This is a genomic window from Dyadobacter tibetensis Y620-1, assembly GCF_000566685.1.
GTDB classification, from domain to species: domain Bacteria; phylum Bacteroidota; class Bacteroidia; order Cytophagales; family Spirosomataceae; genus Dyadobacter; species Dyadobacter tibetensis.
The window spans coordinates 658,997-684,935 of the sequence record NZ_AZQN01000001.1; the positions used below are offsets into that span (position 1 = coordinate 658,997).

The following is a 25,939-nucleotide window of genomic DNA, read 5'->3' on the forward strand; positions in this document are numbered from 1 at the left end:
CTTTCGAATGAACCTACTGCTCAGAAATGGAAACCGAAACTTTATACTCCTCCAGAGTGGGAGTCTTGGAAGTTTCAGGATAAGGCAATACTTGGGTTACTAAAAGCTTATAAGATTTGCCGTTAAGCTTAAACCCTACCACATTCTTCGCAGATTCGACGCCACTGAATTCTAAGCTGACTTCCGTAGAAGCTGTACCGTCGGAAATCGCAAATTTCAACATGGCAGAACCGGCAATAATACAGTTGGCATTCATAGGACAACGACTATCATTTACTGATAATAACTCCACTTTTAGAGCGGTATTATGAGTAGAAACGACTGTCTTCCGAAGCGCTACAACGGCTTGCTTTTCAATCATTGTTTCAGGAATGGCTTCCTTTTCCTGCTTATCGCATGCGAAAAGCGTGATACACATAGATGCAATTAATATTATTTTTTTCATGACGTTAAGGTTTAATAGTTACCTTTCCATAAGATTCATCAACTATGAAAATGGTTGTAACTCATAACTGAAATTTTGACAGAAATTAGTCAAACCGGAAATATTTCAGGTACTTTTCGAATGGTTTATAGCAATCTTTGTGCATTATGGTAAGAGATGAAAATACTTCTTTTGAAAATCAGGCATAATTACTGAACTTAGATGCCCCATTTTTAAAAGTATACGATGAAGAGTATTTCCTGCGGCATTGATTTTGGTACTTCCAACTCCAGTATAGCCCTAGCCCTCCCCGACCAAGTGGCATTGGTTGAAACCGAAAACGGGCACATGACCATTCCCAGTGCTATGTTCTTTCTAAGGAAAGATAATACAGCCTTCTACGGAAGAGAGGCTATGGAACTGTTCCTCGATAAGCGCCCGGGCCGTTTGATGCGCAGCTTAAAACGCGTGCTGGGCACTCCTGTAATGCGGCAGGGCACGATGGTAAATGGAGAAGTGATGAAATTTGACCAAATCATTGCTGCTTTTCTCCAAAAATTAAAGGATCGGGCAGAACTTCAGGCTGGTCAAGCAATTACAGCCGTTACTATGGGACGTCCCGTACATTTTACGGACAATAACCCAGAGGCAGATAAAAGAGCTGAAGCTGAGCTCGCAGCCATTGCCCGCCAACTGGGTTTTGAACAGGTAAGTTTCCAGTTTGAGCCCATTGCCGCCGCATTTGCACATGAGCAGCACATTACAACGGAAAAATTAGCACTGGTTGTCGATCTTGGAGGGGGTACTTCTGACTTTACAGTCATAAGGCTTTCTAAAAATTACCAGAACAAAGCCGATCGTGCTCAGGATATTTTAGCGAATACAGGTGTACGCGTAGGAGGTAATGATCTGGATAAAGACCTCAGCTTGGCGGCCATCATGCCAATACTAGGCTACAGAAGCACTTATGGAGAAAAAAATCTTGAGGTGCCCTTATACCACTACCACGACCTATCGGAATGGAGTAAAGTTAACATGCTTTATACTACCCGTATTCTGTTTCAGGTAAAACAATTACTATTTGAAGCCCACGATAAGGTCAAATACAAACGACTATTGCAGGTTCTGGAGGAAGAAACGGGGCATTCTTTATTGGCCGCAACAGAAGAAACAAAGATCGCACTAACACATTCCGAAACTTATGATACCTCATTCAGGTTTTTGGAGGAAGGTTTGACATCTTCTGTGGCGCGGTCTCAATTCGAGGAAGCCATAAGTGGTAGGGTCAGCAAAATAAGCCAGACTGCACTTGCTTGTGTCGAAGCTGCCGGCATTACACCCGATGCTATTGAATTGGTAATTCTTACCGGCGGCACCACGGAGGTGCCTAAAGTTCAACAGGTATTTCACAGCCTTTTTCCTAAGGCAGAAGTTTCAGGAGAAAACAAACTTTCCAGCGTAGGTCTTGGATTGGCCTACGATAGCCGGAATAAATTCGCTTAAGATCGACCCTGGTCAAAAGTAAATATTGACCAGGGTCACTTATTTTAATGGATTGGTTGGCCTTCTTTGTCAAGTTGTAAAGTATTACGCTCTTCGTCTTTTTTGAGTTTAAGTTCATAAAACTTCGACTGGTCGTCCCGGGTTACCAAAAATGCCTCTTCTATTTCCCAACCTTCGGAAATAACCGAATTTAAAGCGTTTTTTACTGGCTCTGGAAGCTGATCCGTACGGATGGACACGCGGTCTCTCAGAATAACTGACATATTTGCAGAAGCGGCAGTCTCCACCTCTACATGCATAGCCAAGATAGTAAACATTAAGCCCGCACCTAAAATTATAGTTCTCATGAGTTTTCGTGGTATTTGGACTCCATATATACAAGAAAAAATTAGTAGTTCCAAGTTAAGTATGCCAGAGAATCCATCAGAACAGCTTTTGGTTAATCTAAATAGCCGATTCCAGTTCGTCCCTGAAGGGCTGATTATAAAAGCGTTTACCTTTCAACCTATACAGGGCGTTGGCCACTGCCCCAAAAACTGGTGGAAATGGAGGCTCACCTAATCCAGTTGGATCCAGATCGTTTTGGACAAAATGGACTTGAATACGTTTAGGAACCTCGTTCATTCGAATCATCCGGTAATTATGAAAATTACTCTGCTGAGCCGCCCCTTCTTTATGGGTTAACCGACCATAAAGTGCATTGCCGATCCCATCAACAACTGCGCCTTGTACCATGTTGGTAGCTGCGTCGGGATTGATTACTATACCACAATCCATTGCGCTGAAAACGCGCTCCACATATGGCTGACCGTCGCGCATAACCATATCCACAACATGCGCCGCATAGGAATTGTGACAGAAATAAGCGGCTACACCACGGTTATACTTTTCATTATCCGGCTTTTTCCAATCAGACTTATCACGGACTAGCTCCAGCACGCCGGCATAACGATCTGCATCATACTCGTTGTTTTGTCCAACGGGTTTTTCTTTGGCTCTTTTCAAGAGTTCTAACCTGAATGCGATCGGATCTTTGCCGGCGGCTTCGGCGACTTCATCCAAAAACGATTGCTCGGCAGCGGCATTGAAATTGGATCGAGGAGCACGGAAAGCGCCGATGGTTATATTAGAAGGTATTTGCCAACCTTCTGCCAGATAATTATCAACCGCCCCAGCGGGGAAGCGGTTAGCATGTACCGGATGCTCAGGGATACCTCCGCCTTTTACATGAAATGCTATTAGTTTCTTATTTGCGTCCAATGCAGCCCTGTAAGTCGCAGTATACATCGGGCGGTAAATACCGTAAGTCATATCGTCCTCCCTCGTATACATCAGCTTAACCGGCGCACTGACTTTCTTAGAAATCAGCGCAGCTTCATATAAATAATGGCCATATGCCCTACGCCCAAAGCCTCCACCCATACGCGTCATCTGTATCTCAATCTTATCGGCTGGCAGGTTCAATAGCTTTGCAAGTGTAGGTTCTGACCAACCTGGAGCTTGTAATGGACCTGCTACCAGTGCTTTTTCACTTGTCACATGAGCAAAAAAATTCATCGGTTCCATACAATTATGTGCAAGAAAAGGCGCATTAAATGTCCGCTCAATCACTTGGGCTGCATTCTTAAATGCTGCTTCGGGGTCTCCATCCCGTCTCAGTTCTTGGGCGGGTTTCCTTGCATATTCCTTCATTTGCTGCATCTGTGTAGACGTACTTTCTAAGGCTCCCGGAACGGTAACTTCCCTTTTTCCAGCCCTGCCTACCACAGTTTCTCTCACGTCACCAGCTGTTTCCCAATTGGCGACCAATTTCTTTCGTGCATTTATCACTTCCCAGGTGGAATTTCCAACGACAACCAGCAGATCGTTGAATGTGCGCGTATCAAAACCCCCTTGCTCAAAATCGTCACCATATAATTTCAGGGTAAAAACATCTTTAATACCAGGCATTTTTAAAGTTTCTGAGGAATCAAAAGATTTCAGCTTCATTCCAAAGGCAGGAGGATGCTGTATCATGGCGATCAGCATGCCATCAACACTGTAATCTAATCCAAAAATCGGCTTACCGGACGTGATCTTCTCTATTTCTACATTCTTTTTAGACTTACTAATTATTGAAAAGTCCTGCGGCGCTTTTAGTTTAAGATCTTTCGGTAGAGGCACACGGGCTGCACTGCTGGCCATGTCCCCATAACTGGCCGATTTACCACTCGCATGAGTTAGCATTCCTGCCTTGGTTCGTACTTCACTGACCGGTACATTCCAGCTTTCTGCAGCGGCTTCACGTAGCATTTGCCTGGCGGCCGCCCCGGCCTCGCGAAGTGGTCTCCAGTACATACGTACGGAATTGCTTCCACCCGTAAATTGAGCCCCCAGTTTGATTGGATCGTGCGGCCCCATTTCGACCGTAACATTTTTCCAGTCCACGTCCAACTCTTCTGCCAGCATCATGGGAAGAGAAGTCATAACATTTTGGCCAAATTCAGGATTAGGACAAATGAGCTTCACCTTGTTATCGGGCAGAATATGAATATAGCCATTCAGACTCGACCACTGATCGACCATACCCAAAATTTCGGTTTTATCAGCAGATCTAAAACTGGATAACCAGCTTACGGTAAGCATCATTCCTCCTCCAGATAAGATGGAAGCTTTTAGAAACGAGCGTCTGTTCAAGTATGTTCGATCTTTGTCCATGTTCGCGTATATTTAAATGGTTAACTAAGTAGGACGGGTTCCAGTGCTACTCCCGGCAGTACTTCCTTGTTAAATGGTCTATAGGCTTCAGCAGTGTGAAGAAGGGTAATATAACCTCAAATGCAGTCCTGGTAAGTTCATAGACCTCGTTTAGATCTAACGCCAGACCTTAGCCGAGGACCGTCTTCATACATCTAAAGCCAGGTGCTGACACTTCAATTCCACTTGACCATTATTACCTGTCTTCCTTTAGGCTATTTTTTTTCGTTGATGATGCCGAATAGAAAATTCTACTTCTTTGGGGCATAAGCACCGCTTTTCAACCAGGTAATCCAGGCTTTTTTAAATTCTTCATGCGTTACGGGAGGTAAGGTACGTCCTTCTCCAGGATTCCAGCCTGCGAGTTCCAGCCCGTCATCGGCATGCTCGATGAGCTTTTTGATATCCTTATTTCCGTTTTGCTTTTTGTCCACCAGTTGTTTGGCCAGTTCATGGGGGCTTTTCCCCTGAAAAACCATTTTCATGTCTGCAGGCGGTAGATGCCACTCGGGGTTTCCAGGTGGCATATGTAGACCAGCGATGTTAATTTTATAAGAAAGTTAAATGATGGATGTAATTAATCCTCAAGACCCGTTTTTTTCTGCAATGAGGCTGCCATGTGAATGGCTTCACGAATGCGCAAGTAAGTGCCGCAGCGGCAAATGTTGCCGGCCATCGCATTATCAATGTCTTGGTCGGTCGGATGGGGTTTTTCGCGCAAGAGCACCGCAGCAGACATGATTTGCCCCGAATGGCAGTATCCGCACTGGGGAACGTCAATTTCCTGCCAGGCTTTCTGAACCGGATGTGAATTTGTTGCGGACAAACCTTCTATCGTTACTACCTTTTTACCCAAGGCCCGGCTTACCTTAGTGACACATGAGCGCACTGCCTCACCATCCAAATGCAATACACAAGCGCCACATTGTGCAACGCCGCAACCATACTTGGTCCCTTTTAGACCGACCAGATCGCGAATTGCCCACAAAAGCGGCATTTGAGGATCCACTTCCAAAGGGTAATCCTTTTTATTGATATTTAAGGTGATTTTGGCCATAGTCGGTATTGTTTAAATTAATGGTGAGATAAGGCTTTTATCTTTTCAACAAACGAGCAGCTTTACCAGGAAACTACGTTAATCCTAATATAACAAAAAAACATTTCTTCTGGAAATCAGCGGGTCTCTCTCCAGCCTGACCTTCATGCTCTGCTACCAATAGGTCTGGACTGATGTATTGCATTCTATAATAAACAGCTTTCTGTTTTTAAATTTGATGCATTGCCGAGCGCTTTAGCAGTCAGTTACTATGCAGATGGGATGACTTGGTGTTCTAAAATATTAAAGACATCTTTTCCGATACTAGGTCATTATGGTCTTGGCTTTTCCATCATCAATATTGCTTGATATCTTGAGAGCAGCATCAGAGTCTACATTTTAGTCGGCCATCCATCGCCGTTTCGTTATGGAAAGTGCAATAATTTTCTACTCGGCACTAGATTCATACTGCGCAGAGGCTCCCTGAGAGGCAAATATCAGAACTGCACCAGTAATCAGACAGAGCAGGATTTTTGTTATGATTTTACTTACGATAAGTTTCACTTTACTGTAAATAGGATTAATGTTTGATGACATGCGTATCTCGTACACTACTGAATGTAAGTGCGAGTAGTTTCCAATCACCTCCCTGGATTGTATAGACCTCGGTGACCGTAAACTCGGTATTGACTTCATTCCCCCGTACCATTGCTGAGAGCGTAATCCGACTCCAAATTATGGCCGTATTACCCATAAACTCGACAGCAACATCATGAACGTCTGCCTTTTTGTACCAGATACTTCCAGTTTTGATAATTTCCAGCTCTTCGTCCTTTTTCCAGGTTCCGCTCATATGGACAAATTTTGCTTTGTCGTCAAAGAGCTTGCCCAGCTCATCAACATTCTTGTCGGCCATCCATTGCCATTTCTTTTTTGAAAGAGTAATGATTTGCTGCTCATTGCTGGCAGCATCCTGAGCAAGTGAGGATTGGAAAACTGTTAATACAAGACATAGACTCACAAAAGTCGTTGTCAGAATAGATTTGAAAAAAGTTTGAGATTGCATGAGAATGTATAAAAAGTTGATAATACAAAGTTCCGTCTTTGTATTGACATCTGAAGTAGATGAATTCCTGTTTTATCTACCAATATTCCTGTTTTATCATTACCGATTTTTCAGTAAGTAATGGAATAGGTAACTTTGAACATCTAACATTCTCAGACTATGGAAGAAATCATTCGTTTCGATACGGTAAATCAATACAATGTATTCAACCAGCAGGAAACATTGTATCCGCTTATAACGGTGATTGATTTGTCCACGGCAAGGCCAAGAAAGAAGACTAGCCAATACATGGGCTGCTATGGCATTTTTCTTAAGGAGGTCGATTGTGGTGACCTTCGTTACGGAAAGGAGTACTATGATTATCAAGAAGGCACCCTTGTATTTATGTCGCCCGGACAGGTATTCACAGTCGAAAATGACGGGGAGCTTTATCAACCTAAAGGACATGCACTCGTTTTTCATCCCGATCTGCTTCTTGGTACTTCGCTGAATGGGAAGATGAATGAATTTTCTTTTTTTGGATACCAGGTCAATGAGGCACTTCACCTATCCCAGCGCGAACGGCAAATTGTGATGGATTGTTTTGGTAAAATCAGGTTTGAGCTCCAACACGCGATTGATAAACACAGTAAAAAACTTATCGTCGCTAATCTTGGACTGTTTATGGACTATTGCACACGCTTTTATGACAGACAGTTTATCACCCGCGACACCATCCACAAAGGTGTCCTTGCTAAGTTTGAAAACCTTTTGAGAAGTTATTTCGGCTCGGACAAACCTCAAACCTTCGGGCTACCTTCTGTTTCTTATTGTGCTAATGAACTCAACTTATCAGCCAAGTATTTTGGGGATTTGGTCAAGAAAGAAACTGGCCAAACTGCCCAGGAATACATTCAGATGGAGATAATTGAGGCCGCTAAGGAAAGGATATTTAATAGCAACAAAACCGTTAACGAGATTGCTTTTGAGCTAGGCTTTAAATATCCTCAACATTTCAGCCGCCTGTTCAAACAACGGATCGGTCAGACTCCGAATGAATACAGGATCCTAAATAACCTTAATTAATGTAAGTAACCCCTCGAAAATGAAACGATATAAAGGACTGGTTCGTTTGCAGATATCTATTCTGCTGACGCTCACCCATATCTATGTCAATGCCCAGGCAAAAAATGTTGAGCCACAAGGTAGTACAGCAATTTTTCCTAAAGGAGAGTTAGTCCCAGCCAGCAACTTTACAGGAACTGCCTGGGTGCATCCATTGATCCCTGCCGATAGTATTTTCAACATCCCGGTATCTTCTGTTACCTTCGAACCAGGAGCCAGATCATTCTGGCATTCCCATGGAGGTGGTCAGGGCATTATCGCCATCGATGGCGTAGGCTTTTACCAGGAAAAAGGCAAACCCATTCAGATTCTTAGAAAGGGAGATGCAGTAAAATGTCCGCCCGACACACCTCATTGGCATGGTGCATCCCCGGATACCCACTTTGTTCAATTAGCGGTGACTCCAAATCATGCCAACGGAAGGGTGAAATGGCTACAGCCCGTAACCAGTGCCGAATATTCTAACCCAAAAGGATATGTTAGATGAAATGGTCGAGAACCAAAGCCCTGCCATAAGCTCGTTTACTCCTCACCAACCCTCCTACCTGCCTTCATATCAGCACTGTCCAGGCTGACAGAAGACCCGCCTTCATTAGATCCCTGACCATGTATCCTGCCTATTTGGCTATTGTTCAGATAAGATATGATTTCTTGTATCGGCAGACCAAGGGATAATTAATAAGACCTTGGCCAAATCTATGCCTGGTTGAGACCGTAAAAGTGTAATAGGAGCATTGGATTAAAAATAAATGGTATTATATAAACGTTAGCCCTGGAGAAATTCTTCCATTCTGGCACTCAATTTAGGTTGCTGAGGCTCAGGAAGCAACAATGGATGAACCTGACCTGCAAAATCTTCTAGCTGCTTTCTGATCTGAGTGGCTTGACCCATTCCGGCTCCCTCGAGTCGTGGTATCAGATCATAATAATATGAGATACCATTAAGTAATTGCTCCTTGAATTTCAACAGAGCTTTTTCCTTTTTGGCTTGTGGCAACCGCTCCAACTTACCTACCTCCTTGCGCAGGTATTCTACATAAAGTTTTAATTCGTTTAGAAATAAATTGGGTCGGTTTATTCCAGCCAGTACATCCCCACGACCGTAAATATGATCGACCATTTCTTCCAAACTATAGGACCTGTCAAACCAGGCCAGATTGGGTCCCGGGCAAATGGCAACAGAATCGTCTTCGTTTTGTGTTAAGAGTTCATTTTTGATCAAAGCTGCCGTACTAAGCCCTTCGCATAAACAAAGCTTCTCGGTAACTTTCTCAATATGGTATTTTAAGTCCTGCTCGGGCAAGTTGGCGCCTGTCAATTCTTTAATTTTCAAATGCTGATATTCTCTGGAAGCCGTACATATTGGTTTTGCCGTGAAATCTGAATTAGACACCAGATATTTCTTCTTGCAGGGACTTCCCGGCCTACCCCTGGCAATACGTTCCAAACGAAGCTTTTCAGCGCTACTACTTTTAAAGTTATTAAACAGGACCCCTAACGGCGACGAGTCGCTTACATAGTAATCTGTAGGCTGGGCTGATTCGAGTGCCTGTAGGGTTTTGCTATCGACATTGGTAGCTTCAGGAACCAATAAAAAAGGACTACCCCATCCCGTGCCATCCAGGGAGTAATAATCCATAAGAAATTTGGTTTCACATGCGGTGCCAATCCCCCCTTGTACTGTAATCTTCTGAACAGGATCGAGGGCTCTGTTTTGATAGGATTGGCCGAGAGCTGTCTTAAAAAGGCTTAATAATTCCTCCTTCAGGCTGATACGTTTTTCTTTAAATTCTTGCAATATAGGACCCAGTAAGCTCCCTTCTGTGGCGAAGGCATGCCCGCCACAATTGAGTCCAGACTCAATTCTGAATTCCGATATCCAAATTCCTCTTTTAGCCAGGTATTTCGCCTGGATAAGCGCCGAGCGGTAATCGCTAACTTTAAGTATCACCTTTTTTCTCAAAAGACCTTTCTCGTCTGGCAGAAAATCGGAAAAGGTTTCCAGAAATCCATACAAACGAGGGTTCATTCCGGCAGAAAGTATCAAGGAGGATTGTAATGAGCTTTGAGCAAACCCCTGTAGAGCTGCTGATGCGTCCGAGAACCGCTCATCTAAGATCTCTCCTTCAGCATTTACGTTAAGCTTGTCCACTTTTGACATGATATTCACGTCGATAGAACCCGGTAAAATTTTAGCTTTCAATTCCTGTTCTAATTGTAAACGTTGCGTGCTGGCCCCCATCTGCAACATAGCAGAATATTCTTGTTTCAGCAGACTCTCATCGGGTAACAGTCTAAAATATCTGGTAAGTTCTGTTCCGGGCATAAAGGATTGAGACTTTAAATTATTGACTTTTTGAGCAACGATTCGGCCTACCAGGTCTAGGTAAGCCGTTATGCGCTTACTCCGAAAGTGCGGGGCATTGTCCTTTATTTCGTGATAGGACTCCCCAAACCGAAGACAATGATATCTCCGCATTCGTTCGATCATGATGTCATCAACGATGGAGATAACAGAGGAAATACCTAAATGAGCTACTTTGATTGGCGTATCTACGGAGTATCCCAGACCTAGTACGGGAATATGAAATTGATGCATGAGAAGGCGATATATTTAGAAAATACTATTTTTGATTTTCAAAATTATCAGCCTTTAGCTTACCATTTATTGACAATGAACTATAGTAAGAAGTGATCTTTATCATGGTCGGAAATAAACATTACCGATATTTGTGCTGCCTTGCTTCCTGCTTTCAAGCAAATTACCCAGACCATACATCTGCATACTTCTCGGGATTCTTTTGGAAGACCCGGTGGACATATGGACAAAGCGGCTTAACTTTCAACCCTTTATCCCGTACATATTCCAGCATGGCATCTAGCAATTTACCAGCCAAGCCCTGTCCGGCATAGCCTTCATAAACTTCCGTGTGGTAGGCGGTAAGTGTTACCCTTTGAACGAGAACTTTCATTTCACCTATGCGCTCTGAACCATTTTTCAACCAAAATGTTCCCCGACCCTGATCTGTCAATTACAGTATTACCGACGTTTCTTCCATAATAGAAAATAAAATGAAGGCTACATGATTAAATAGAGCTCGTCCTTGTCCTTATAGAACTTTAAAAATTACTGACATTAATTAACGATTTTTTTACCATATATCATGCAGATTACCTTAAAAAATAAATTACAACCCACCGAGATATTTCGAATCAAACGAATGAAGGAGGTAATAAAAACCACCCAACCTCACGGGCATAAGGATTATCTGGAGATGATATACCTCACCGAAGGGGCAGGAAAGCATCATATTGATTTTCATACCTTCGAGGTAAAGCCCCATAGTTTATTTTTTGTATTACCCGGCCAGATTCATAGCTGGGAGCTACAGGAGATTCCAAAGGGATTTGTGATGATGTTTCAGAAAGACTTTTTGTTAGACACCAAACTTTATGATTGGTTATTTCAAAAGTTCCCTCAACCACTACAAAATGGCTATGACTTGAGTAATGCCTTCGCGGAATTCCAATATCTTTTATTACAGATCGAAGAAGAGAACAGATTACAAAATTCTCACTATCTGGACGTGATCCAGGCCTATGTTTTACTTTTGTTCAACAAATTGAAAAGGCTCGACCCTTCTCCGTCTGGCTTAGTTCCATCTGCGCTAATTCAATCCTTCTTTAGCCTGCTCAATGAGCAATACGCAAATTTCAGAGAAGTGCAAGCCTTTTCCGACCATTTGAATGTAACCGCAAAAACTCTCAACAATGCCTGTAGAAAATTTCTGGGTAAAACGACCAGTGACGTGATTTCCGAAAAAGTCGTAATGGAAGCTAAAAGACGCTTACTTTATTCGGATGATAATTTAGCCGAGATTGCCTATGAATTAGGTTTTACGGATCCCTCTCATTTTAACAAATTTTTCAGGAAGCAAACGGGAGTACTGCCCGGACTGTACCGGAAGGGAATTTCCTAAATATACCAGTTTAGAGGCCATATAGACCAGATTTGAATTTACGGGCTTCTTACTTTTGCATGGCTATCCCGGACTAATATTCACCCGGGGCGGTTGCATATTCTTAAAACCTTATAATACCATGAAAAACAAAATTTTATTCTATTGCCTTTCCCTTCTATATTTTACGATTGGTTCCAGTAAGCTTATAGCCCAAAGCAGAGCTACCCTGACCGGAACGGTAGTAGATAAAACTTCCCAGGCCCCTCTTTCTTTTGCTTCTGTCGCATTGTATAATGGTGCTGATTCCTCTTTGATAAATGGTATCTTAACCGATACCCTAGGGCGGTATATTATGGAGAAGGTAGGCAAGGGCTCCTACTATATTGAGGTGCAGTACGTGGGATATCAACTCTTCCGCTCCCTGCCTATCCATGTGGCAGGAGGTCAGCCTATAATTAAGCTTGCAAATTACGAAATCAGGCCAACCAGTATTGGACTGGATGCTGTAAATATTAAAGGAGAAAAACAGCTGATTACCAACAAAATAGATCGCCAGGTTTACCAGGCCGACCGATTCCAGGGTAGTCAGGGGGGGACAGCCCTTGATATAATCAAGAACACGCCTTCCGTGAGCGTAAATGCCGAAGGCGACCTCTCCTTGAGAGGGTCTACGGGTTTTTTGGTCCTCATTAATGGACGCCCCGTACAGTCGGATGCCTCTGGCATCTTAAGTCAGTTACCTGCAAACACGATCGAAAATATTGAAATCATCACCTCTCCTTCAGCGAGTAATGATCCGGATGGGAAGGCGGGTATCATTAATATTACCACTAAGCAAGCTACGGCGGACAATCTTTCCTTGTCAGCCAACTTACAAGGTGGATTTCCGTCTGTCAAGACCTTTGATAACTTAAATGCTCCCCAGCGCTATGGAGCCGATGTGACTATAAATTTTAGAAATAAAAAATGGGATGTAAATGCTAGTGCCAATTATCTAAGAAGTGACCTTACTGGTCGGCGAGATGGAGATGTAAACACCACTCTGAACGGGGTTTTTACCAGCTTTCCATCGATAGGTGAAAGAAGTTTTATTAAAAAATCATATACGGCCAGAGGCTTGGTTAGTTATACTCCCAATTCGAAAAATTCCATCTCGGCAGGTCTGTATCACGGCTTTAGATCTCAGGCCCGTCGCGCGGATATTGTTTATGACAACACCAAGACGGAGCTTGCTACTGGAGAAGTCATTGGAAAGATTCGCTATTTTAACTCGAACATAGCAGATAAATCTTCTCGAATCACCCTAGGCAACCTTGACTATCGCCACCAGTTCGATTCTCAGTCCAGTATAACCATCTCTGGTCTTTATGAATATGCTGATTTGGAGGGACTCACTAGCAATAAAAATTTAGCTGAACCAGAACGGAATGCATTATTGCAGTATACCCTCAATCCTAGTAACAATCCCCTATCAGCTTATCGCCTGAAAGCAGATTATCAAATTCAGATAGGCAGGGGGAAGTTTGAAACGGGTTATCAATACCGCAATCAGCTCCAAAAAGGAGACTTTCAATACCTACAACAGAACCTGTCCGATGGTAGCTTTGCGATCATTCCTGAATTCAGTAGCACCACAAGGGTAACCAACGATATCCATGCCGTTTATGGCCAATACAGTGCCAAAATAAATAAATTTGAATATATGGGAGGACTCCGTTATGAGTATGCCAAACGTGAATTTACGGCCCAGGGAATAGAAACCCGATACCTAAATCTGAGCAACCTATTCCCTTCCATAAGCTTGCAATACAGCCTTAATGAAAATCTGGCCCTTAAAGCTTCCTACAATAAACGCATACAACGATCGACCAATAATGAGCTTAATCCCTATCCGGAGCGAGAACATTCTGAAACTTTAGAACAAGGAGATCCTGACATCCGTCCGGAAATGATCGATTTAGTTGAATTCGGTACCGTAAGGAACTTTAAACAAGGAAATGTATTTGCCACCTTATATTATCAAGGTATCAATGAGGTTGTAAACAGAGTCAATCAGGTTTATAACGATACTATTTTGAATAGAATATATACCAATGCCGGCAAGGCCACCAAGTGGGGATTAGAACTCGGAAGTTCAACTAAATTATCTAAAAATTGGCAGATATATGCTGGTGGTAATTTGTATCACTACACTATTAAAGGTTCGTTATTCGACAATCAAGTGCTCGTGAATACCAGTAGCTGGGTGTACAGCATCAATGCCAATACCACTTTTCAACCGGCTGCATCCTGGAGTGTACAATGGGGAATAAATTACTTATCCAAGAGGATTACGGCTCAAGGAGAAGACTCGCGATTTATACTTCCCAACCTGTCCGTTCGAAAATCATTTCTGGCTGGCCGTTTGTCTGCCAATCTGCAATGGCAGAATATGGACCTAGGTTTACTGCGAACCAATCAACAGCGGATCAGCACCTGGGGCTCTAACTTTTATACTACTACCAATTATATTCAGGAAACCGATATCTTTTTGTTAAACCTCAGCTTTAACCTAAACAATCTAGGCAAAAAAGTCAACTTACCTAGTAGTGAGTTTGGCGAAAGAGAGTTTTAAGAATTCATATATATTCATCTTACGCTGAAATCTGGTATAAGGCCATAGAAATCTGTCCATTTACTAAGTCGATATAATAAATTGGTCTAATCCCTTGAAAACCCATCCGTAAAGTACCATCTTTACGGGTGGGTTCTGTAGTTAATTACCTGCCACCTATACGATAAAGACTAGGTTAATGACATATTTATATTACAAATATTAGCCTGTCACACAGCACTATCACGTTAAATGCCAGATCTATGCAAAATCTTTTTAAGTTCATTTATAATTTTAATCTCTTCATAGCTCTCTTTCTAATTTTGTCCAGTTTTCGCCAATTAGCCTATAGTGAGACTAGTGATACAATAATCTTTTTTACATTTTTCAAGGGGATTCTACTGATTACGTTTAGCCTGGCTGGTTCATTGATCAATCGCTATGTGGGCAAGCGCATGGTAGGGGCTGGCATCAATATACTGCCCTGGCTACTTTTACTGGGTAGCAGCTGGCTCTCACTTTAAATTTCCTGCCCTATTTCTTGTGCTTCACTTCAAATATTACCACTAATTGAATAAAAAATGTAAATTGGCAGCCATACCTCATCTGGATTCCCCTGTCTATGAAATACATTTTCGCCGCATTAGCTTTCAGTCTCCTCCTCTGGTCATGTTCGGACACCCAAGAAAAAGAGCCAGCAGTAGCCCTGCGGGATACTACCATTACCCTGGAAAACGCTATTTCTGAGCTATTTATCGATAGTGTAGCCCTGGCAAACTTCGTTCAGGGTCGGACAGAATCCGATAGTATAAAAATTCTTAGCTTTTACAACCAAAGAAACCTTCAGATGGCCTGGTTCTTCCCCGACGGACTGGCCGAATTTGTTCCTACCTTAATAGGTATGCAGAACGAGTACCTACATTACTCCGGTGACAGCAGCCTTTACGATCGGATTCTCATTGCGCGGGTCGATTCCCTGGCCGGACTTTCCTCTATTGATGCGTCACAACCCCAAATTTTACAGACTGAACTCGCATTAACCAATTTATTTTTCAAGTATGCCAATAAGGTCTATAATGGAAATACAGAACTGGATATTAATGAATTGAACTGGCATATACCTAGAAAAAAAATCAATACTGTTGCATTTTTGGACTCATTAATCCAAAACGAAGGCAAGAATCTGGAACGATATGAGCCTATCAACATTCAATACAACCTATTAAAGAATAAACTATTAGAATGCTATGCCTATGGAGAAAAACATTGGTCACCCTTGGAGAGCAACAAAATATTGAAAAAAACCGATCAATCGGACATCATACCAGAAATCAGAAAACGATTATATTTTTTTGGAGATTTAAAACAAGAAGATAGCAGCGCTGTTTTCGACTCAACCTTTTTGCAAGCAGTAATATCCTTTCAAAATAGAATGGGGCTTCGGCCCGATGGAGAAATTGGCCCGGCCTTCCTGAGGGAAATAAACGTCCCCATAGATTATAGAATTCGACAGATCCTTATCAACCTAGAGCGACTGCGCTGGCTGCCTCCTACTCCCTCCGGCGACTACCTACTAGTTAATATCCCGGAATATTCACTTCATGTTTATGAACAAGGCCAACATGCTTTTGAAATGGCGGTGGTAGTCGGATCCCAGGTGCATAATACCGTAATTTTCTCTGGAAAAATCAACCAAGTGGTATTTAGTCCCTACTGGAATATCCCCAATAGCATTCTAAAAAATGAAATATTGCCCGGTATTCGCCGCAATCGAAACTACCTGGCCAGGCACAATATGGAGTGGGTGGGTAATAGAGTCCGACAGAAACCCGGAGCTAGAAATTCCCTAGGGCTAGTTAAATTTCTCTTCCCGAATTCATACAATATTTATCTACACGACACCCCTTCCAAAAGCTTGTTTTCTGAATCTCAGCGTGCTTTTAGTCATGGATGCATCCGATTATCCCAACCTCAACGATTGGCTGAATTTATCCTAAGGAAAGATAGCACCTGGACTGAAGCCAGTATAGTTGAGGCAATGAATGCCGGACGCGAAAAATACGTCCGACTGAAACAGGATCAGGAAGTCCCCGTATTTATTGGATACTTTACCAGCTGGGTAGATCGCAATGGACGGCTCAACTTTCGGAAGGATATATACGGTCACGACCAAAAGATGGCCAAAAGGCTATTCGAGGACAATTTCGTTGCAATCAAATAAGGGCGACATAAAGATTCTGTTATGCCCTCAGGGCCTGATCTAATAAAGTGCGTCCCTTAGGGCTAAGAGAAAGCCTTACGGCAAAATCTCTCCCAGGCTCGCTCATTTTTGCCCAGGTCTTCCGTAAAATTGAAATCATTTTTTCATCTGAATGCTTAGCCAGTAAATCGTCGTACTGATATTGAAGAAAAACCAGGCAAAGTGCATTTTCTATGGTTTGTACTTCCTGATTCTGTTTTATTTTTTGTTTTAAGACGATTTGAGTTACTTCTTCTATCTCTTCAGGTTCATAACCAACTTTCTCCAATAATTCTGCTACGATAGTTGCATGATATTTACCAAGGTCGCTACGCCATTTCAGGTAACCCAAACGCCCATCCGGATAGCTCTTGCGGGCAATGGCCCACCGACCCAAATGCTGCCCATGTGCAGCTAATAATAAACTTTCGGATGCCTGAGGATCCAATTTGCTTATCCATTCCATCCGTTTTTGTGCGAAGAAATATTCCTGAGGCCATCGTTTCCCTTGATGAACTATCATATTGGGGTCACGTTGGTTATACTCATCGAATAAGGCAATTGCCTTTTCAAATCTGGTCATTATTATTCGGTTATTTGCTAGAGGCCAATATTAAGGAACTTATTCCGCTATGCGAAGGAATAGACTATAATTTATTAAAAAACACCCCTATGACAGTAGCCTGCAGCTCCACGATAAGTACCCCGCTATCTCAGGAAAATTGCTGATATTTGCAGTTCTTTTTTACTAGGGCTCTAGCGGCTAGTTCAATCGCTTGAGAATCAAATGGAATCAGCAAAAAATAAAATATGAAAGTTTGCATAGCCGAAAAACCGAGTGTAGCGAAAGACATTGCGAGCGTGATTGGTGCTAAGCAAAGAAAAGAAGGGTATTACGAGGGCAATGGGTATCAGGTAACTTGGACTTTCGGGCATTTTTGCACTTTAAAGGAACCTCATGACTACACCCCACAATGGAAATCATGGCGGCTTGAAGACCTTCCCATGATCCCTCCTAGTTTTGGTATTAAGCTGATTGACAACAGCGGTGTACTCAAACAGTTTGCCATCATCGAACGCCTCGTACAAGACGCCAAGGAAATCATAAACTGTGGTGATGCAGGACAAGAGGGAGAGCTCATACAGCGATGGGTATTATTAAAAGCCAAATGCACCGCTCCGGTCCGCAGGCTATGGATATCCTCGCTCACCGAATCGGCAATCAAAGAAGGCTTCGAAAAATTGCAGGAAAGCGAAAAATTCGACAATCTATATGCAGCCGGAAGTGCCCGGGCTATAGGCGACTGGCTGTTGGGAATGAATGCTACAAGGCTATTTACCAAAAAGTATGGTCAAGGTAAGGCGGTTTTATCAATAGGTAGGGTGCAGACCCCTACCCTGGCCATCATCGCTCAACGACAAAAAGAGATCAATGAATTTGTGGTAGAAGAGTATTGGGAGTTGAAGACGATCTACCGTGACACAGAATTCACAGCAACCATAGACCGACTTAAAACGTTTGAAAAAGCAGAGAAGGGACTAGCCTATCTATTAGAACATCCATTTGAAATTACCGACTTCGAAAAAAAAGAAGGCAAAGAGGGAAATCCAAAGTTGTTCGACCTCACCTCCCTTCAGGTTGAAGCTAATAAAAAACAAGGCTATTCCGCAGAAGACACATTACGTTTCATTCAGAGCTTGTATGAAAAAAAATTGGTCACCTACCCCAGGGTTGACACGACTTATTTATCAGAAGATCTGCATCCCAAAATGGCGGGAATTATGCAGCAGCTTACACCTTACAGCCAATTTACTGAATCAATTTTAGCCAATCCAATACCGATGCTAAAATCTGTATTTGACGATAAAAAAGTTACCGACCATCATGCCATAATACCGACTGGTGTAGTCCCGAATAACATAGGCACTGACGAAAGAAAAGTTTATGACATGATCGTTCGTCGCTTTCTGGTAGCCTTCTATCCTGAATGTCGTATTTCAACCAGCACAGTTTTGGGGAAAGTAGGACAGGTTGGTTTCAAGGCAACGGGTAAGCAAATCCTGGAATTGGGGTGGAGAGTGTTGTATGAGCATGAAGCCAGTGCGAAGAAGGATGCTGCCGAGAGTGAAAAGGTTATGCCCAATTTTGAGATCGGCGAATCTGGCCCACACGAACCGCGTATTCATCATGGGAAAACGACTCCTCCCAAAAATTATACAGAAGCGACCCTGCTACGGGCTATGGAAACAGCTGGGAAGCAGGTGGACGACGATGAGATGAGAGAACTTCTCAAGGAGAATGGTATAGGAAGACCTTCAACTCGTGCTAATATTATTGAGACATTATTTAGAAGGAAATATATTGAAAAACGTAAAAAAAATCTGGTGGCTACCCAAACCGGTATGGACCTGATCGCAACCATACAGGTAGAACTGCTAAAGAGCGCGGAGCTGACAGGTATCTGGGAAAAAAAGCTGCGTCTAATTGAAAAAGGAGAATATGCTTTAGAGGCTTTTAAAAAGGAATTGATAGAAATGGTGGTAGACCTTACCCAGGAGGTAAAGCGAACGCGCGGCCTTATGATTAGCGTTGCTCCTGAAGTAGAACCAACACCTGGTCCTTCAAAGCTTCCTAAACCCAAAACTGAGATAGATATTGAGCTACTTAAATGTCCAAAATGTAAGACCCAAGCATTGAAGCGAGGGAAAACAGCCTTTGGCTGTCTTAATTTTCAACAATGTGGATTTAAAATACCTTTCGAACTTCTTGGAAAGAAACTCACAGAAAAACAGGTCTACGAATTACTCAGCAAGGGAAAAACGGGGAAAATAAAAGGTTTAATGGTTCCTGGAAATGAGCAACCTCAGGATGGGAAACTCGTGATGGATGGAGATTTTAATATTAATCTGGAATAGTCCTTACCAATACAACCAGAACGGAAAGGCTGATTTCCGTTCTGGGGATTTCTAAAATTAGCTCTTTGTTAAGACGCTGGCTGAATTTTGAGCTTTTAGCGCTAGCTCAGTGGCTAAAAAGCAATGCGCTTGCGGCATGGCCGTCTCGGTCCTATTGATTACATCGTCTACCAGCTGGCGACCATAGCTCAGATCCGTATCCGAAGAATCTATATATTTTGTATCCTTATTATCCACTAAAAATAGATGATTCCCTCCTGTACGACCACTTATATCTACATTTTTGCGGATTTCAATATATCCATCCGTACCTAATATCGTTAATCGACCATCACCCCAGGATTTGAGTCCATCGGGTGTAAACCAATCGACCCGAATATAACCTGAGCCACCATTTCCTCTTACCATGGCATCTCCGAAATCTTGAAACTGTGGGTACTGAGGATGGTTTACATTGCCAACCTGTGAGGCGACAATAGCTCCACTGGTTGAATTGGTAAAAAAGAGAAACTGATCGAACTGATGCGAGGCAATATCGCAGATAATTCCACCAAACTTTTCCTTATCAAAAAACCACTCAGGTCGACTGTCTGGGTTCATTCGGTGAGGTCCCAAACCAATGGTTTGCACCACCTGACCTATGGCCCCGGCCTTAACCAATTCACCCGCTTTTACCGTGGCCCGATTTTCAAGCCTCTCGCTATACATGATGGAAAAGATTTGCTTGGTTTCCTTTTGTACTTTCCGAACCTCTTCCAATTGTTCCAGGGTCGTTATGGCAGGCTTGTCGGACATATAATCCTTCCCTGCTTTCATTACTCTGATACCTAATGGAGCACGCTCATTGGGAATACCAGCACTTAAAATGAGTTGAACCTGCTTGTCTTCCAGAATTTCCCTTTCATCTCGGGCCATTTTGGCGTTAGGGTATCGCTTGGAGAATGCCGCTGACAATTCCTTTTCCTTGGCATAAAATGAAACAAGTTCGCCCCCTCCTCTGATGACCGCCTCAACCTGACCATAGATATGACCATGATTCATGCCAATCACTGAAAACTTAATTCTAGACTTTGTATCCAGTTTGCTACGTGAGGAAATAATGGCGGGTGCAGCAACAACAGGCTGAAGCGGCAAAGTGGGAAGCAATAACAAACCGGCTGCAGTGCCCATTGAAGTTCTTAAAAAGGAGCGTCGGGTATCTTCAGATTCTTTCATAATTTTTTAAACAAAATTTACAGAATGCAATAAGGTTTAGATTTGGTTTTATAGCCAATTTATCGGGTAACACTCCCTGTGTAACACCTTCAGTGGGACACCTCCGGTGTGGCACTGAAGGTGTGGCACTCGTACCTGGACCTGTGGGTTAAAAACCTTCTTTCCTTACGACTTATTTTTCTGAATACTTCCCTGACAGCAATCTGAAAATTATGCAATCGATTTAAATAATATTCCGTAAACGCTACTCGGAAGCTGCCTGCCCGATTTCTAAGCCAATGATATGTTTTACCCAGCGTGATTTCCTTTTGTCATTAGGAACCACCAGATTGACCCATTTCATACCTTCCTTTTCGTTGAGGATCAACAGAATAGTCTGATCAGTAAAGACTGGATCTGTTTCCGGCAATGAAAACAATACTTCATAGCCATCAGCCGCACGAATAGTCAGATAGGACATTAACTTCTGACTATTCAAATCATTTCCTGAAGGAATTCCGGCCCTCACCAAAACATCGTGTAATGAAATACCCTGATAGGTTAGCACATTGCCTTCCGTGTCCGTGGATTGTTGCTGAATCTGATTAAAGGTTTCGAAATCAGAATGTGTAACAACCATGGTTTGAAGTTCGGGGCCGCCTACGGAGAACAATTTTTTTTGCTGCCCATAAGCAATCGTGCTGTTCCCGCTCAGAGTTGAAATTAGAATCAGAAGTGTAACAATACTTTTTAACATCGCCCAAAATTCATTTGAGGCGGCAAGATCTTCAAATTAACCTGATTATTAAAAAATTAATTTTTAGAAAAATGTCTTCCCTGATTCTGAAGTGCGTGGATAGAGACATTTAAAAAGAGAACTCCCGCTATGACCAGAGCAGTATAGGCTATAACTGGAGTCTGATCCCAATTCGCATGGGCTATGGCCGCCAGAGCCCATACGCCCACTATCGCTGACTCTCTAAGGTTTCGAAGCCATATAAGAGCCAAATAAACCAAACCTGAGGCACATAACATAATTACGGTCCATTTCAGATCTGACATTCCCAAGCCATCCCATTGGATCTTTGTCAAAAAGGCCGCTACATTAGCAATGGAAGCGGCGACTATCCATCCGGTATATATGGCAAAGGGCCACCATTCCAATACTACATGTTTCAAGGACAACATATCGAGCTCCATTCTGTTTTTTAGCACGATCGCCAACAATGAACCTAGTAATACAAACATAAGCAATACTGACAGGGCTGTTTGATCGTATAGCCAAGCAATTACCCAAGCACTATTGGCCAGGCAGCTCAGCACAAATAACCACCCGATCTTGCTGACCACCTTGGGCGGGTTTCCATTGCCAAATAAGCCCTGAGACTGATAAATTACAAAGGCAATAAGTAAAAGATATATAAATCCCCAGATAGAAAAAGCATAACCACTAGGCGTAAAATAATTTTGGTAAGATGCTGAAACCGTAGACATGGTCTGATCATTGAATATACCTGTATTGGATAGATAATTCATTACAATGGTCATGATCAGAGCAATTATATTGGATATTTGAAGGGTTTTAGTCATTTTTCAATATTAGAGAGTGTTTGATAAATAAATTCAATTATACTAAATTTTAATGCCAGACAAACCAATTACTTCCCCACCCAGCCGCATTGAGAGCAATTTAGAGTTCTCACCCGGAGGTTTGAATGCATTTACCGAATCTATTCCCCATATTAGCATTAGGAAATATTAACCGGCGAGCACATATACGCCATGACTATCTTTACCCAATTACATGCATGTACATCATATCCCCGACATATCCTTCGAAACCCTGTCACAAAATGATATTTTAAGGCAAAGTACAACTTTGCCCGATACCAAGGTCTTTGGATATCTGGGACTAAATCCTCAAGTAATAGTTTCGAATTATGCCGTTTTTCTGGTTCCAGAAGGAAATTCTTATTTCTATCAAACGGAGATAAGGCAGGATCAGTATGGTCTTAACCTAAGCTGCACGTGTAATTCCCCAAATGGAAAACTTTGCGATCATCAGGTCCGCAGCCTTTCTATTTTACTTCATAATAAAAATCTTAAAATATTTTTCGATAAAAAACTCAGACATCAACGCCTACGTCAGGAAGGTGAAGATTATGGACTAAGTGCAGACGATGATCCAGATTTATATTTCCAAATACTGTATCAGGATAATCAGCTGCATTTTGTTCCGCTGATCAAGGATTTGATACCTATAAACGAAAATACTATTGAGCAGTTAGAACTTCAATTATGGCAGAATGTAGCTAGAACCAATAATTTACCTTCCATCTTGCCGGATATGGTCTTAGTGTTTGGAAGAAATAAATATTACGACCATTTATATCTGGAATTATATCAGGTAGAACGCAGTAAAAATGGCAAAATAAAGGCCCCCTTACGGTTGTTAGACCCACTCGATTTGCTCGGAAAGTGTCAGCAAGTAGATCTTATTAAATTCTTCTCATCCCTACTTCGCTTCCGGAATAGTTTCCGGGAAAGTACACCCGAAACGGACGTAGAAGCATTGGTAGAGGTTGTTAAAAATCCCCTGCAGCTGGAATGTTACTTTCATCAGCCAGAACGATCAGATAACGTAACTGTTTCGAGCCTTAAATACATACAGCTGAACCAGCCTCATGCGGATATGGAGCTCTTGGTTACACAGAAAAAGCAATTTTTCGAAATCCAGGGTCATCTATTGTTGGACGGAAAAAAATATAACCTGAGTACGGTTACGCCAAAGTTTGATTATTTCGTGCTAACGGCCGATAAAATGAACCTCATTCAGAACCCCGATTATATGAATGTCATTTTCTTGTTCAACCGGCAGGACGAAAAATTGATTCTCCATGCTTCTAAGTATGAACTCTTTAAGGAACGGATCTTGGTTAAAATTGAGGCGCAGATCAAAGTCATTTATAGCTACCTAAGAAGAGTCCCACTTTCCGATCTGTCTCCGGTCAACGAGGCTACCCGGCTTGAAAGAATCATCTACCTATCAGAATCAGGACATTTTATACTGATTACCCCTGTCATGCGCTATGGGCCCACGGAAGTTCCAATATTTTCCACTAGACAAGTTCATGCTGTGGATCAACATGGAAATCCTTATATAGTACGACGGGATGAGGAAGAAGAGATACGCTTTGCCGCAGTAATAAAAAGGCAGCATCCCGATTTTATAATGCAAGAACCCCGAGAATCATACTATCTGAATAAGAACACTTTTCTCGATGAAGATTGGTTTCTTAATGCCTTTGATGAATGGCGGGACCTGTCTATAAGAATCTACGGATTCAACCAACTTAGCAATAATATACGCAACCCCAATAAAGCGAAAATTTCGGTCATTGTAGCGAGTGGTATTAACTGGTTCCTACCGGAAATTCAGGTTTTTTTTGGTAAACAAAAAGTATCACTTAAGAATCTTCAAAAAGCTGCAAGGAATAAAAAAAGATATGTTTTACTTGAAGATGGAACGGAAGGCATTATGCCGGAAGAGTGGATACTACTTTTGGAGAAGTATTTTCGGGCTGGAGAACTGGAGGGCTCCGAATTCAGAATTCCTAAATACAACTTCCAGGTGGTTTCTGAACTTTTTGATAAGAGTCAACTCGATGAAACTGTTCAGTTAGAGCTGGAGAAGATCCAGGATAGAATGAACAATTTCCAGAGAATAAAGTATCAAAAAACCCCTAAAGCCTTACGAACATCTCTCCGGAACTACCAAAAAGAAGGCTTGAACTGGCTAAGCTTTCTCGATGAATTTGGCTTTGGCGGTTGTTTGGCCGACGACATGGGTTTGGGGAAAACAGTGCAAATTATCGCTTTCATCCTATCATTAAAGGAAAAAAATGGGCGAAGATTGCATATGATCGTCGTACCAACCTCATTGCTATTTAACTGGAGGGTCGAAATAGAGCGCTTTGCTCCAGATTTAAGGATAGAAATACATCACGGAAGTGCACGGCCAGTATTCAGTAAGGTGCAGGAAGAAACCGACATACTGCTGACTACCTACGGCACGATGGTGAGCGATATCAGATTGTTCCAAAAAATAGAATTCGACTATATCTTCCTAGACGAATCGCAAGCGATAAAAAATCCCGATTCGCAGCGTTATAAAGCGGCAAGGACCCTCAAGTCCCGCAGCCGTATTGTGTTAACCGGGACCCCTTTTGAGAATAATACCATGGACATATACGGACAATTATCGTTTGCTTGCCCGGGATTATTGGGCAGTAAGATAGATTTTCGGAACCGCTATATTAACCCTATCGACCGGTTTCAAGTAGAAAATCCTACCCTTGCATTACAGAAACGTATTAAACCTTTTATCTTAAGGCGGACCAAAGTAGTTGTCGCACCTGAGCTTCCCGACAAAACCGAACAAATTTTATACTGCGAAATGGGAGTCGAGCAACAGAGACTGTATAGGGCCTATGAACAGGAATTTTACAATTATCTAAATTCGAAAGTGGAAGGTGATATACAACGTCATCGGTTACACATCCTTCAGGGTCTCACCAAGCTGAGACAAATTTGCAATGCCCCTTCATTATTAAATGATGAAGTATATTACGGCGGTGAGTCTGCCAAAATATCCATTTTGATGGAGCAACTTAAGGAGAAACATTCGGGTCATAAAGTTTTGGTTTTCTCCCAGTTTGTGGGAATGCTGGATCTCATTAGGAAGGAACTTGACAGGGAAGAAATTCCCCATAGTTACCTCACCGGTAAGTCTACTAATCGCGAACAAATTGTTACTAATTTCCAAAATAACCCCAGTCTCAAAGTTTTCCTTATTAGTTTAAAAGCCGGAGGCACCGGGCTGAATCTTACAGAAGCAGAATACGTTTATCTGATAGATCCATGGTGGAACCCCGCAGTAGAAAATCAGGCAATTGATCGTAGTCACCGGATCGGTCAGAAAAGAAAGGTAATGGCCATACGGCTAATTTCTCCGGATACTATAGAAGAGAAAATGATGAAATTGCAGCAGACCAAATTAGACAGGGCCAACGAGCTGATAGGTACCGATCGGCATATCCTTAAAAATCTCAGCAAACAGGATTTGCTAAATCTTTTAACACCCTAACTGGCCAATCTCCCTCATTT

20 protein-coding genes are annotated in these 25,939 nt (G+C 42.3%); 8 read left to right on the top strand and 12 right to left on the bottom strand.

From position 1 onward, the window contains the following. Positions 1–13: 13 nt before the first annotated feature. On the bottom strand, positions 14–445 hold the full coding sequence (locus X939_RS0102795; protein WP_025761756.1) for a hypothetical protein: 432 nt from the start codon (positions 443–445) through the stop codon (positions 14–16). Positions 446–670: 225 nt separating this feature from the next. Here X939_RS0102795 and X939_RS0102800 point away from each other — a divergent pair, with 225 nt between their 5' ends. Further along, a complete protein-coding gene (locus tag X939_RS0102800; protein ID WP_025761757.1) occupies positions 671–1,927 on the top strand; it encodes an Hsp70 family protein in 1,257 nt (418 codons plus the stop codon). Positions 1,928–1,971: 44 nt separating this feature from the next. On the opposite strand, the gene X939_RS0102805 is transcribed toward X939_RS0102800, so the two are convergent. The 5 genes from X939_RS0102805 to X939_RS0102830 form a co-directional block, all read right to left on the bottom strand. Beyond that, entirely contained in the window at positions 1,972–2,274 is a 303-nt protein-coding gene (locus X939_RS0102805) for a hypothetical protein (RefSeq protein ID WP_131694671.1), read from the bottom strand. Between the two features lie 97 nt (positions 2,275–2,371). Next, positions 2,372–4,552: a xanthine dehydrogenase family protein molybdopterin-binding subunit gene (locus tag X939_RS0102810; protein ID WP_374754293.1), complete on the bottom strand. Its 2,181-nt coding sequence runs from the start codon at positions 4,550–4,552 to the stop codon at positions 2,372–2,374. A gap of 362 nt (positions 4,553–4,914) precedes the next feature. Next, on the bottom strand, positions 4,915–5,148 hold the full coding sequence (locus X939_RS0102815) for a hypothetical protein (RefSeq protein ID WP_198034352.1): 234 nt from the start codon (positions 5,146–5,148) through the stop codon (positions 4,915–4,917). A 92-nt stretch (positions 5,149–5,240) separates the two neighbouring features. After that, positions 5,241–5,720 carry a (2Fe-2S)-binding protein gene (locus X939_RS0102820; RefSeq protein ID WP_044198239.1) on the bottom strand — a complete coding sequence of 160 codons (480 nt, stop codon included), beginning with the start codon at positions 5,718–5,720 and terminating at the stop codon, positions 5,241–5,243. A gap of 559 nt (positions 5,721–6,279) precedes the next feature. Continuing rightward, entirely contained in the window at positions 6,280–6,765 is a 486-nt protein-coding gene (locus tag X939_RS0102830; RefSeq protein WP_131694670.1) for a nuclear transport factor 2 family protein, read from the bottom strand. A gap of 159 nt (positions 6,766–6,924) precedes the next feature. Here X939_RS0102830 and X939_RS0102835 point away from each other — a divergent pair, with 159 nt between their 5' ends. Then, a complete protein-coding gene (locus X939_RS0102835; protein ID WP_025761763.1) occupies positions 6,925–7,830 on the top strand; it encodes a helix-turn-helix domain-containing protein in 906 nt (301 codons plus the stop codon). 19 nt (positions 7,831–7,849) lie between these two features. Beyond that, on the top strand, positions 7,850–8,356 hold the full coding sequence (locus tag X939_RS0102840; protein ID WP_025761764.1) for a cupin domain-containing protein: 507 nt from the start codon (positions 7,850–7,852) through the stop codon (positions 8,354–8,356). 279 nt (positions 8,357–8,635) lie between these two features. Here X939_RS0102840 and X939_RS0102845 read toward each other — a convergent pair whose 3' ends face one another. Beyond that, entirely contained in the window at positions 8,636–10,468 is a 1,833-nt protein-coding gene (locus X939_RS0102845) for a hypothetical protein (RefSeq protein ID WP_025761765.1), read from the bottom strand. 163 nt (positions 10,469–10,631) lie between these two features. Then, positions 10,632–10,901: a GNAT family N-acetyltransferase gene (locus tag X939_RS22005; protein WP_052353394.1), complete on the bottom strand. Its 270-nt coding sequence runs from the start codon at positions 10,899–10,901 to the stop codon at positions 10,632–10,634. Between the two features lie 132 nt (positions 10,902–11,033). Here X939_RS22005 and X939_RS0102855 point away from each other — a divergent pair, with 132 nt between their 5' ends. The 3 genes from X939_RS0102855 to X939_RS0102870 all read left to right on the top strand — a co-directional run bounded on the left by X939_RS0102855 (position 11,034) and on the right by X939_RS0102870 (position 16,645). Beyond that, a complete protein-coding gene (locus X939_RS0102855) occupies positions 11,034–11,849 on the top strand; it encodes an AraC family transcriptional regulator (RefSeq protein ID WP_025761766.1) in 816 nt (271 codons plus the stop codon). Between the two features lie 121 nt (positions 11,850–11,970). Beyond that, positions 11,971–14,445 carry a TonB-dependent receptor gene (locus X939_RS0102860; RefSeq protein WP_025761767.1) on the top strand — a complete coding sequence of 825 codons (2,475 nt, stop codon included), beginning with the start codon at positions 11,971–11,973 and terminating at the stop codon, positions 14,443–14,445. Between the two features lie 601 nt (positions 14,446–15,046). Continuing rightward, positions 15,047–16,645 carry a L,D-transpeptidase family protein gene (locus X939_RS0102870; protein ID WP_025761769.1) on the top strand — a complete coding sequence of 533 codons (1,599 nt, stop codon included), beginning with the start codon at positions 15,047–15,049 and terminating at the stop codon, positions 16,643–16,645. Positions 16,646–16,664: 19 nt separating this feature from the next. Here the strand turns inward: X939_RS0102870 and X939_RS0102875 are convergent, their stop codons facing one another. Next, a complete protein-coding gene (locus X939_RS0102875; RefSeq protein WP_025761770.1) occupies positions 16,665–17,246 on the bottom strand; it encodes a DUF4202 domain-containing protein in 582 nt (193 codons plus the stop codon). 227 nt (positions 17,247–17,473) lie between these two features. Here X939_RS0102875 and X939_RS0102880 point away from each other — a divergent pair, with 227 nt between their 5' ends. Next, the gene (locus tag X939_RS0102880; RefSeq protein ID WP_025761771.1) at positions 17,474–19,579 is read left to right on the top strand and encodes a type IA DNA topoisomerase; all 2,106 of its coding nucleotides are present in this window, start codon (positions 17,474–17,476) and stop codon (positions 19,577–19,579) included. A 57-nt stretch (positions 19,580–19,636) separates the two neighbouring features. Here the strand turns inward: X939_RS0102880 and X939_RS0102885 are convergent, their stop codons facing one another. The 3 genes from X939_RS0102885 to X939_RS0102895 form a co-directional block, all read right to left on the bottom strand. Next, the gene (locus X939_RS0102885) at positions 19,637–20,794 is read right to left on the bottom strand and encodes a Gfo/Idh/MocA family protein (protein WP_025761772.1); all 1,158 of its coding nucleotides are present in this window, start codon (positions 20,792–20,794) and stop codon (positions 19,637–19,639) included. Between the two features lie 244 nt (positions 20,795–21,038). Further along, positions 21,039–21,530: a hypothetical protein gene (locus X939_RS0102890; protein ID WP_025761773.1), complete on the bottom strand. Its 492-nt coding sequence runs from the start codon at positions 21,528–21,530 to the stop codon at positions 21,039–21,041. 56 nt (positions 21,531–21,586) lie between these two features. Next, positions 21,587–22,363 carry a TspO-related membrane protein gene (locus X939_RS0102895; RefSeq protein WP_025761774.1) on the bottom strand — a complete coding sequence of 259 codons (777 nt, stop codon included), beginning with the start codon at positions 22,361–22,363 and terminating at the stop codon, positions 21,587–21,589. Positions 22,364–22,577: 214 nt separating this feature from the next. On the opposite strand from X939_RS0102895, the gene X939_RS0102900 reads away from it, so the two are divergent. Continuing rightward, on the top strand, positions 22,578–25,919 hold the full coding sequence (locus X939_RS0102900) for a DEAD/DEAH box helicase (protein WP_025761775.1): 3,342 nt from the start codon (positions 22,578–22,580) through the stop codon (positions 25,917–25,919). Positions 25,920–25,939: the final 20 nt, after the last annotated feature.

Bases quoted from the DNA above. Each gene is read 5' to 3' on its own strand.
- X939_RS0102900 (WP_025761775.1), top strand. From the start codon at position 22,578: ATGCATGTACATCATATCCCCGACATATCCTTCGAAACCCTGTCACAA.
- X939_RS0102795 (WP_025761756.1), bottom strand. From the start codon at position 445: ATGAAAAAAATAATATTAATTGCATCTATGTGTATCACGCTTTTCGCA.
- X939_RS0102840 (WP_025761764.1), top strand. From the start codon at position 7,850: ATGAAACGATATAAAGGACTGGTTCGTTTGCAGATATCTATTCTGCTG.
- X939_RS0102880 (WP_025761771.1), top strand. From the start codon at position 17,474: ATGAAAGTTTGCATAGCCGAAAAACCGAGTGTAGCGAAAGACATTGCG.
- X939_RS0102885 (WP_025761772.1), bottom strand. From the start codon at position 20,794: ATGAAAGAATCTGAAGATACCCGACGCTCCTTTTTAAGAACTTCAATG.
- X939_RS0102855 (WP_025761766.1), top strand. From the start codon at position 11,034: ATGCAGATTACCTTAAAAAATAAATTACAACCCACCGAGATATTTCGA.
- X939_RS0102800 (WP_025761757.1), top strand. From the start codon at position 671: ATGAAGAGTATTTCCTGCGGCATTGATTTTGGTACTTCCAACTCCAGT.
- X939_RS0102890 (WP_025761773.1), bottom strand. From the start codon at position 21,530: ATGTTAAAAAGTATTGTTACACTTCTGATTCTAATTTCAACTCTGAGC.
- X939_RS0102845 (WP_025761765.1), bottom strand. From the start codon at position 10,468: ATGCATCAATTTCATATTCCCGTACTAGGTCTGGGATACTCCGTAGAT.
- X939_RS0102870 (WP_025761769.1), top strand. From the start codon at position 15,047: ATGAAATACATTTTCGCCGCATTAGCTTTCAGTCTCCTCCTCTGGTCA.
- X939_RS0102875 (WP_025761770.1), bottom strand. From the start codon at position 17,246: ATGACCAGATTTGAAAAGGCAATTGCCTTATTCGATGAGTATAACCAA.
- X939_RS0102815 (WP_198034352.1), bottom strand. From the start codon at position 5,148: ATGAAAATGGTTTTTCAGGGGAAAAGCCCCCATGAACTGGCCAAACAA.
- X939_RS0102860 (WP_025761767.1), top strand. From the start codon at position 11,971: ATGAAAAACAAAATTTTATTCTATTGCCTTTCCCTTCTATATTTTACG.
- X939_RS0102895 (WP_025761774.1), bottom strand. From the start codon at position 22,363: ATGACTAAAACCCTTCAAATATCCAATATAATTGCTCTGATCATGACC.
- X939_RS0102835 (WP_025761763.1), top strand. From the start codon at position 6,925: ATGGAAGAAATCATTCGTTTCGATACGGTAAATCAATACAATGTATTC.
- X939_RS0102805 (WP_131694671.1), bottom strand. From the start codon at position 2,274: ATGAGAACTATAATTTTAGGTGCGGGCTTAATGTTTACTATCTTGGCT.
- X939_RS0102830 (WP_131694670.1), bottom strand. From the start codon at position 6,765: ATGCAATCTCAAACTTTTTTCAAATCTATTCTGACAACGACTTTTGTG.
- X939_RS0102810 (WP_374754293.1), bottom strand. From the start codon at position 4,552: ATGCTTACCGTAAGCTGGTTATCCAGTTTTAGATCTGCTGATAAAACC.
- X939_RS0102820 (WP_044198239.1), bottom strand. From the start codon at position 5,720: ATGGCCAAAATCACCTTAAATATCAATAAAAAGGATTACCCTTTGGAA.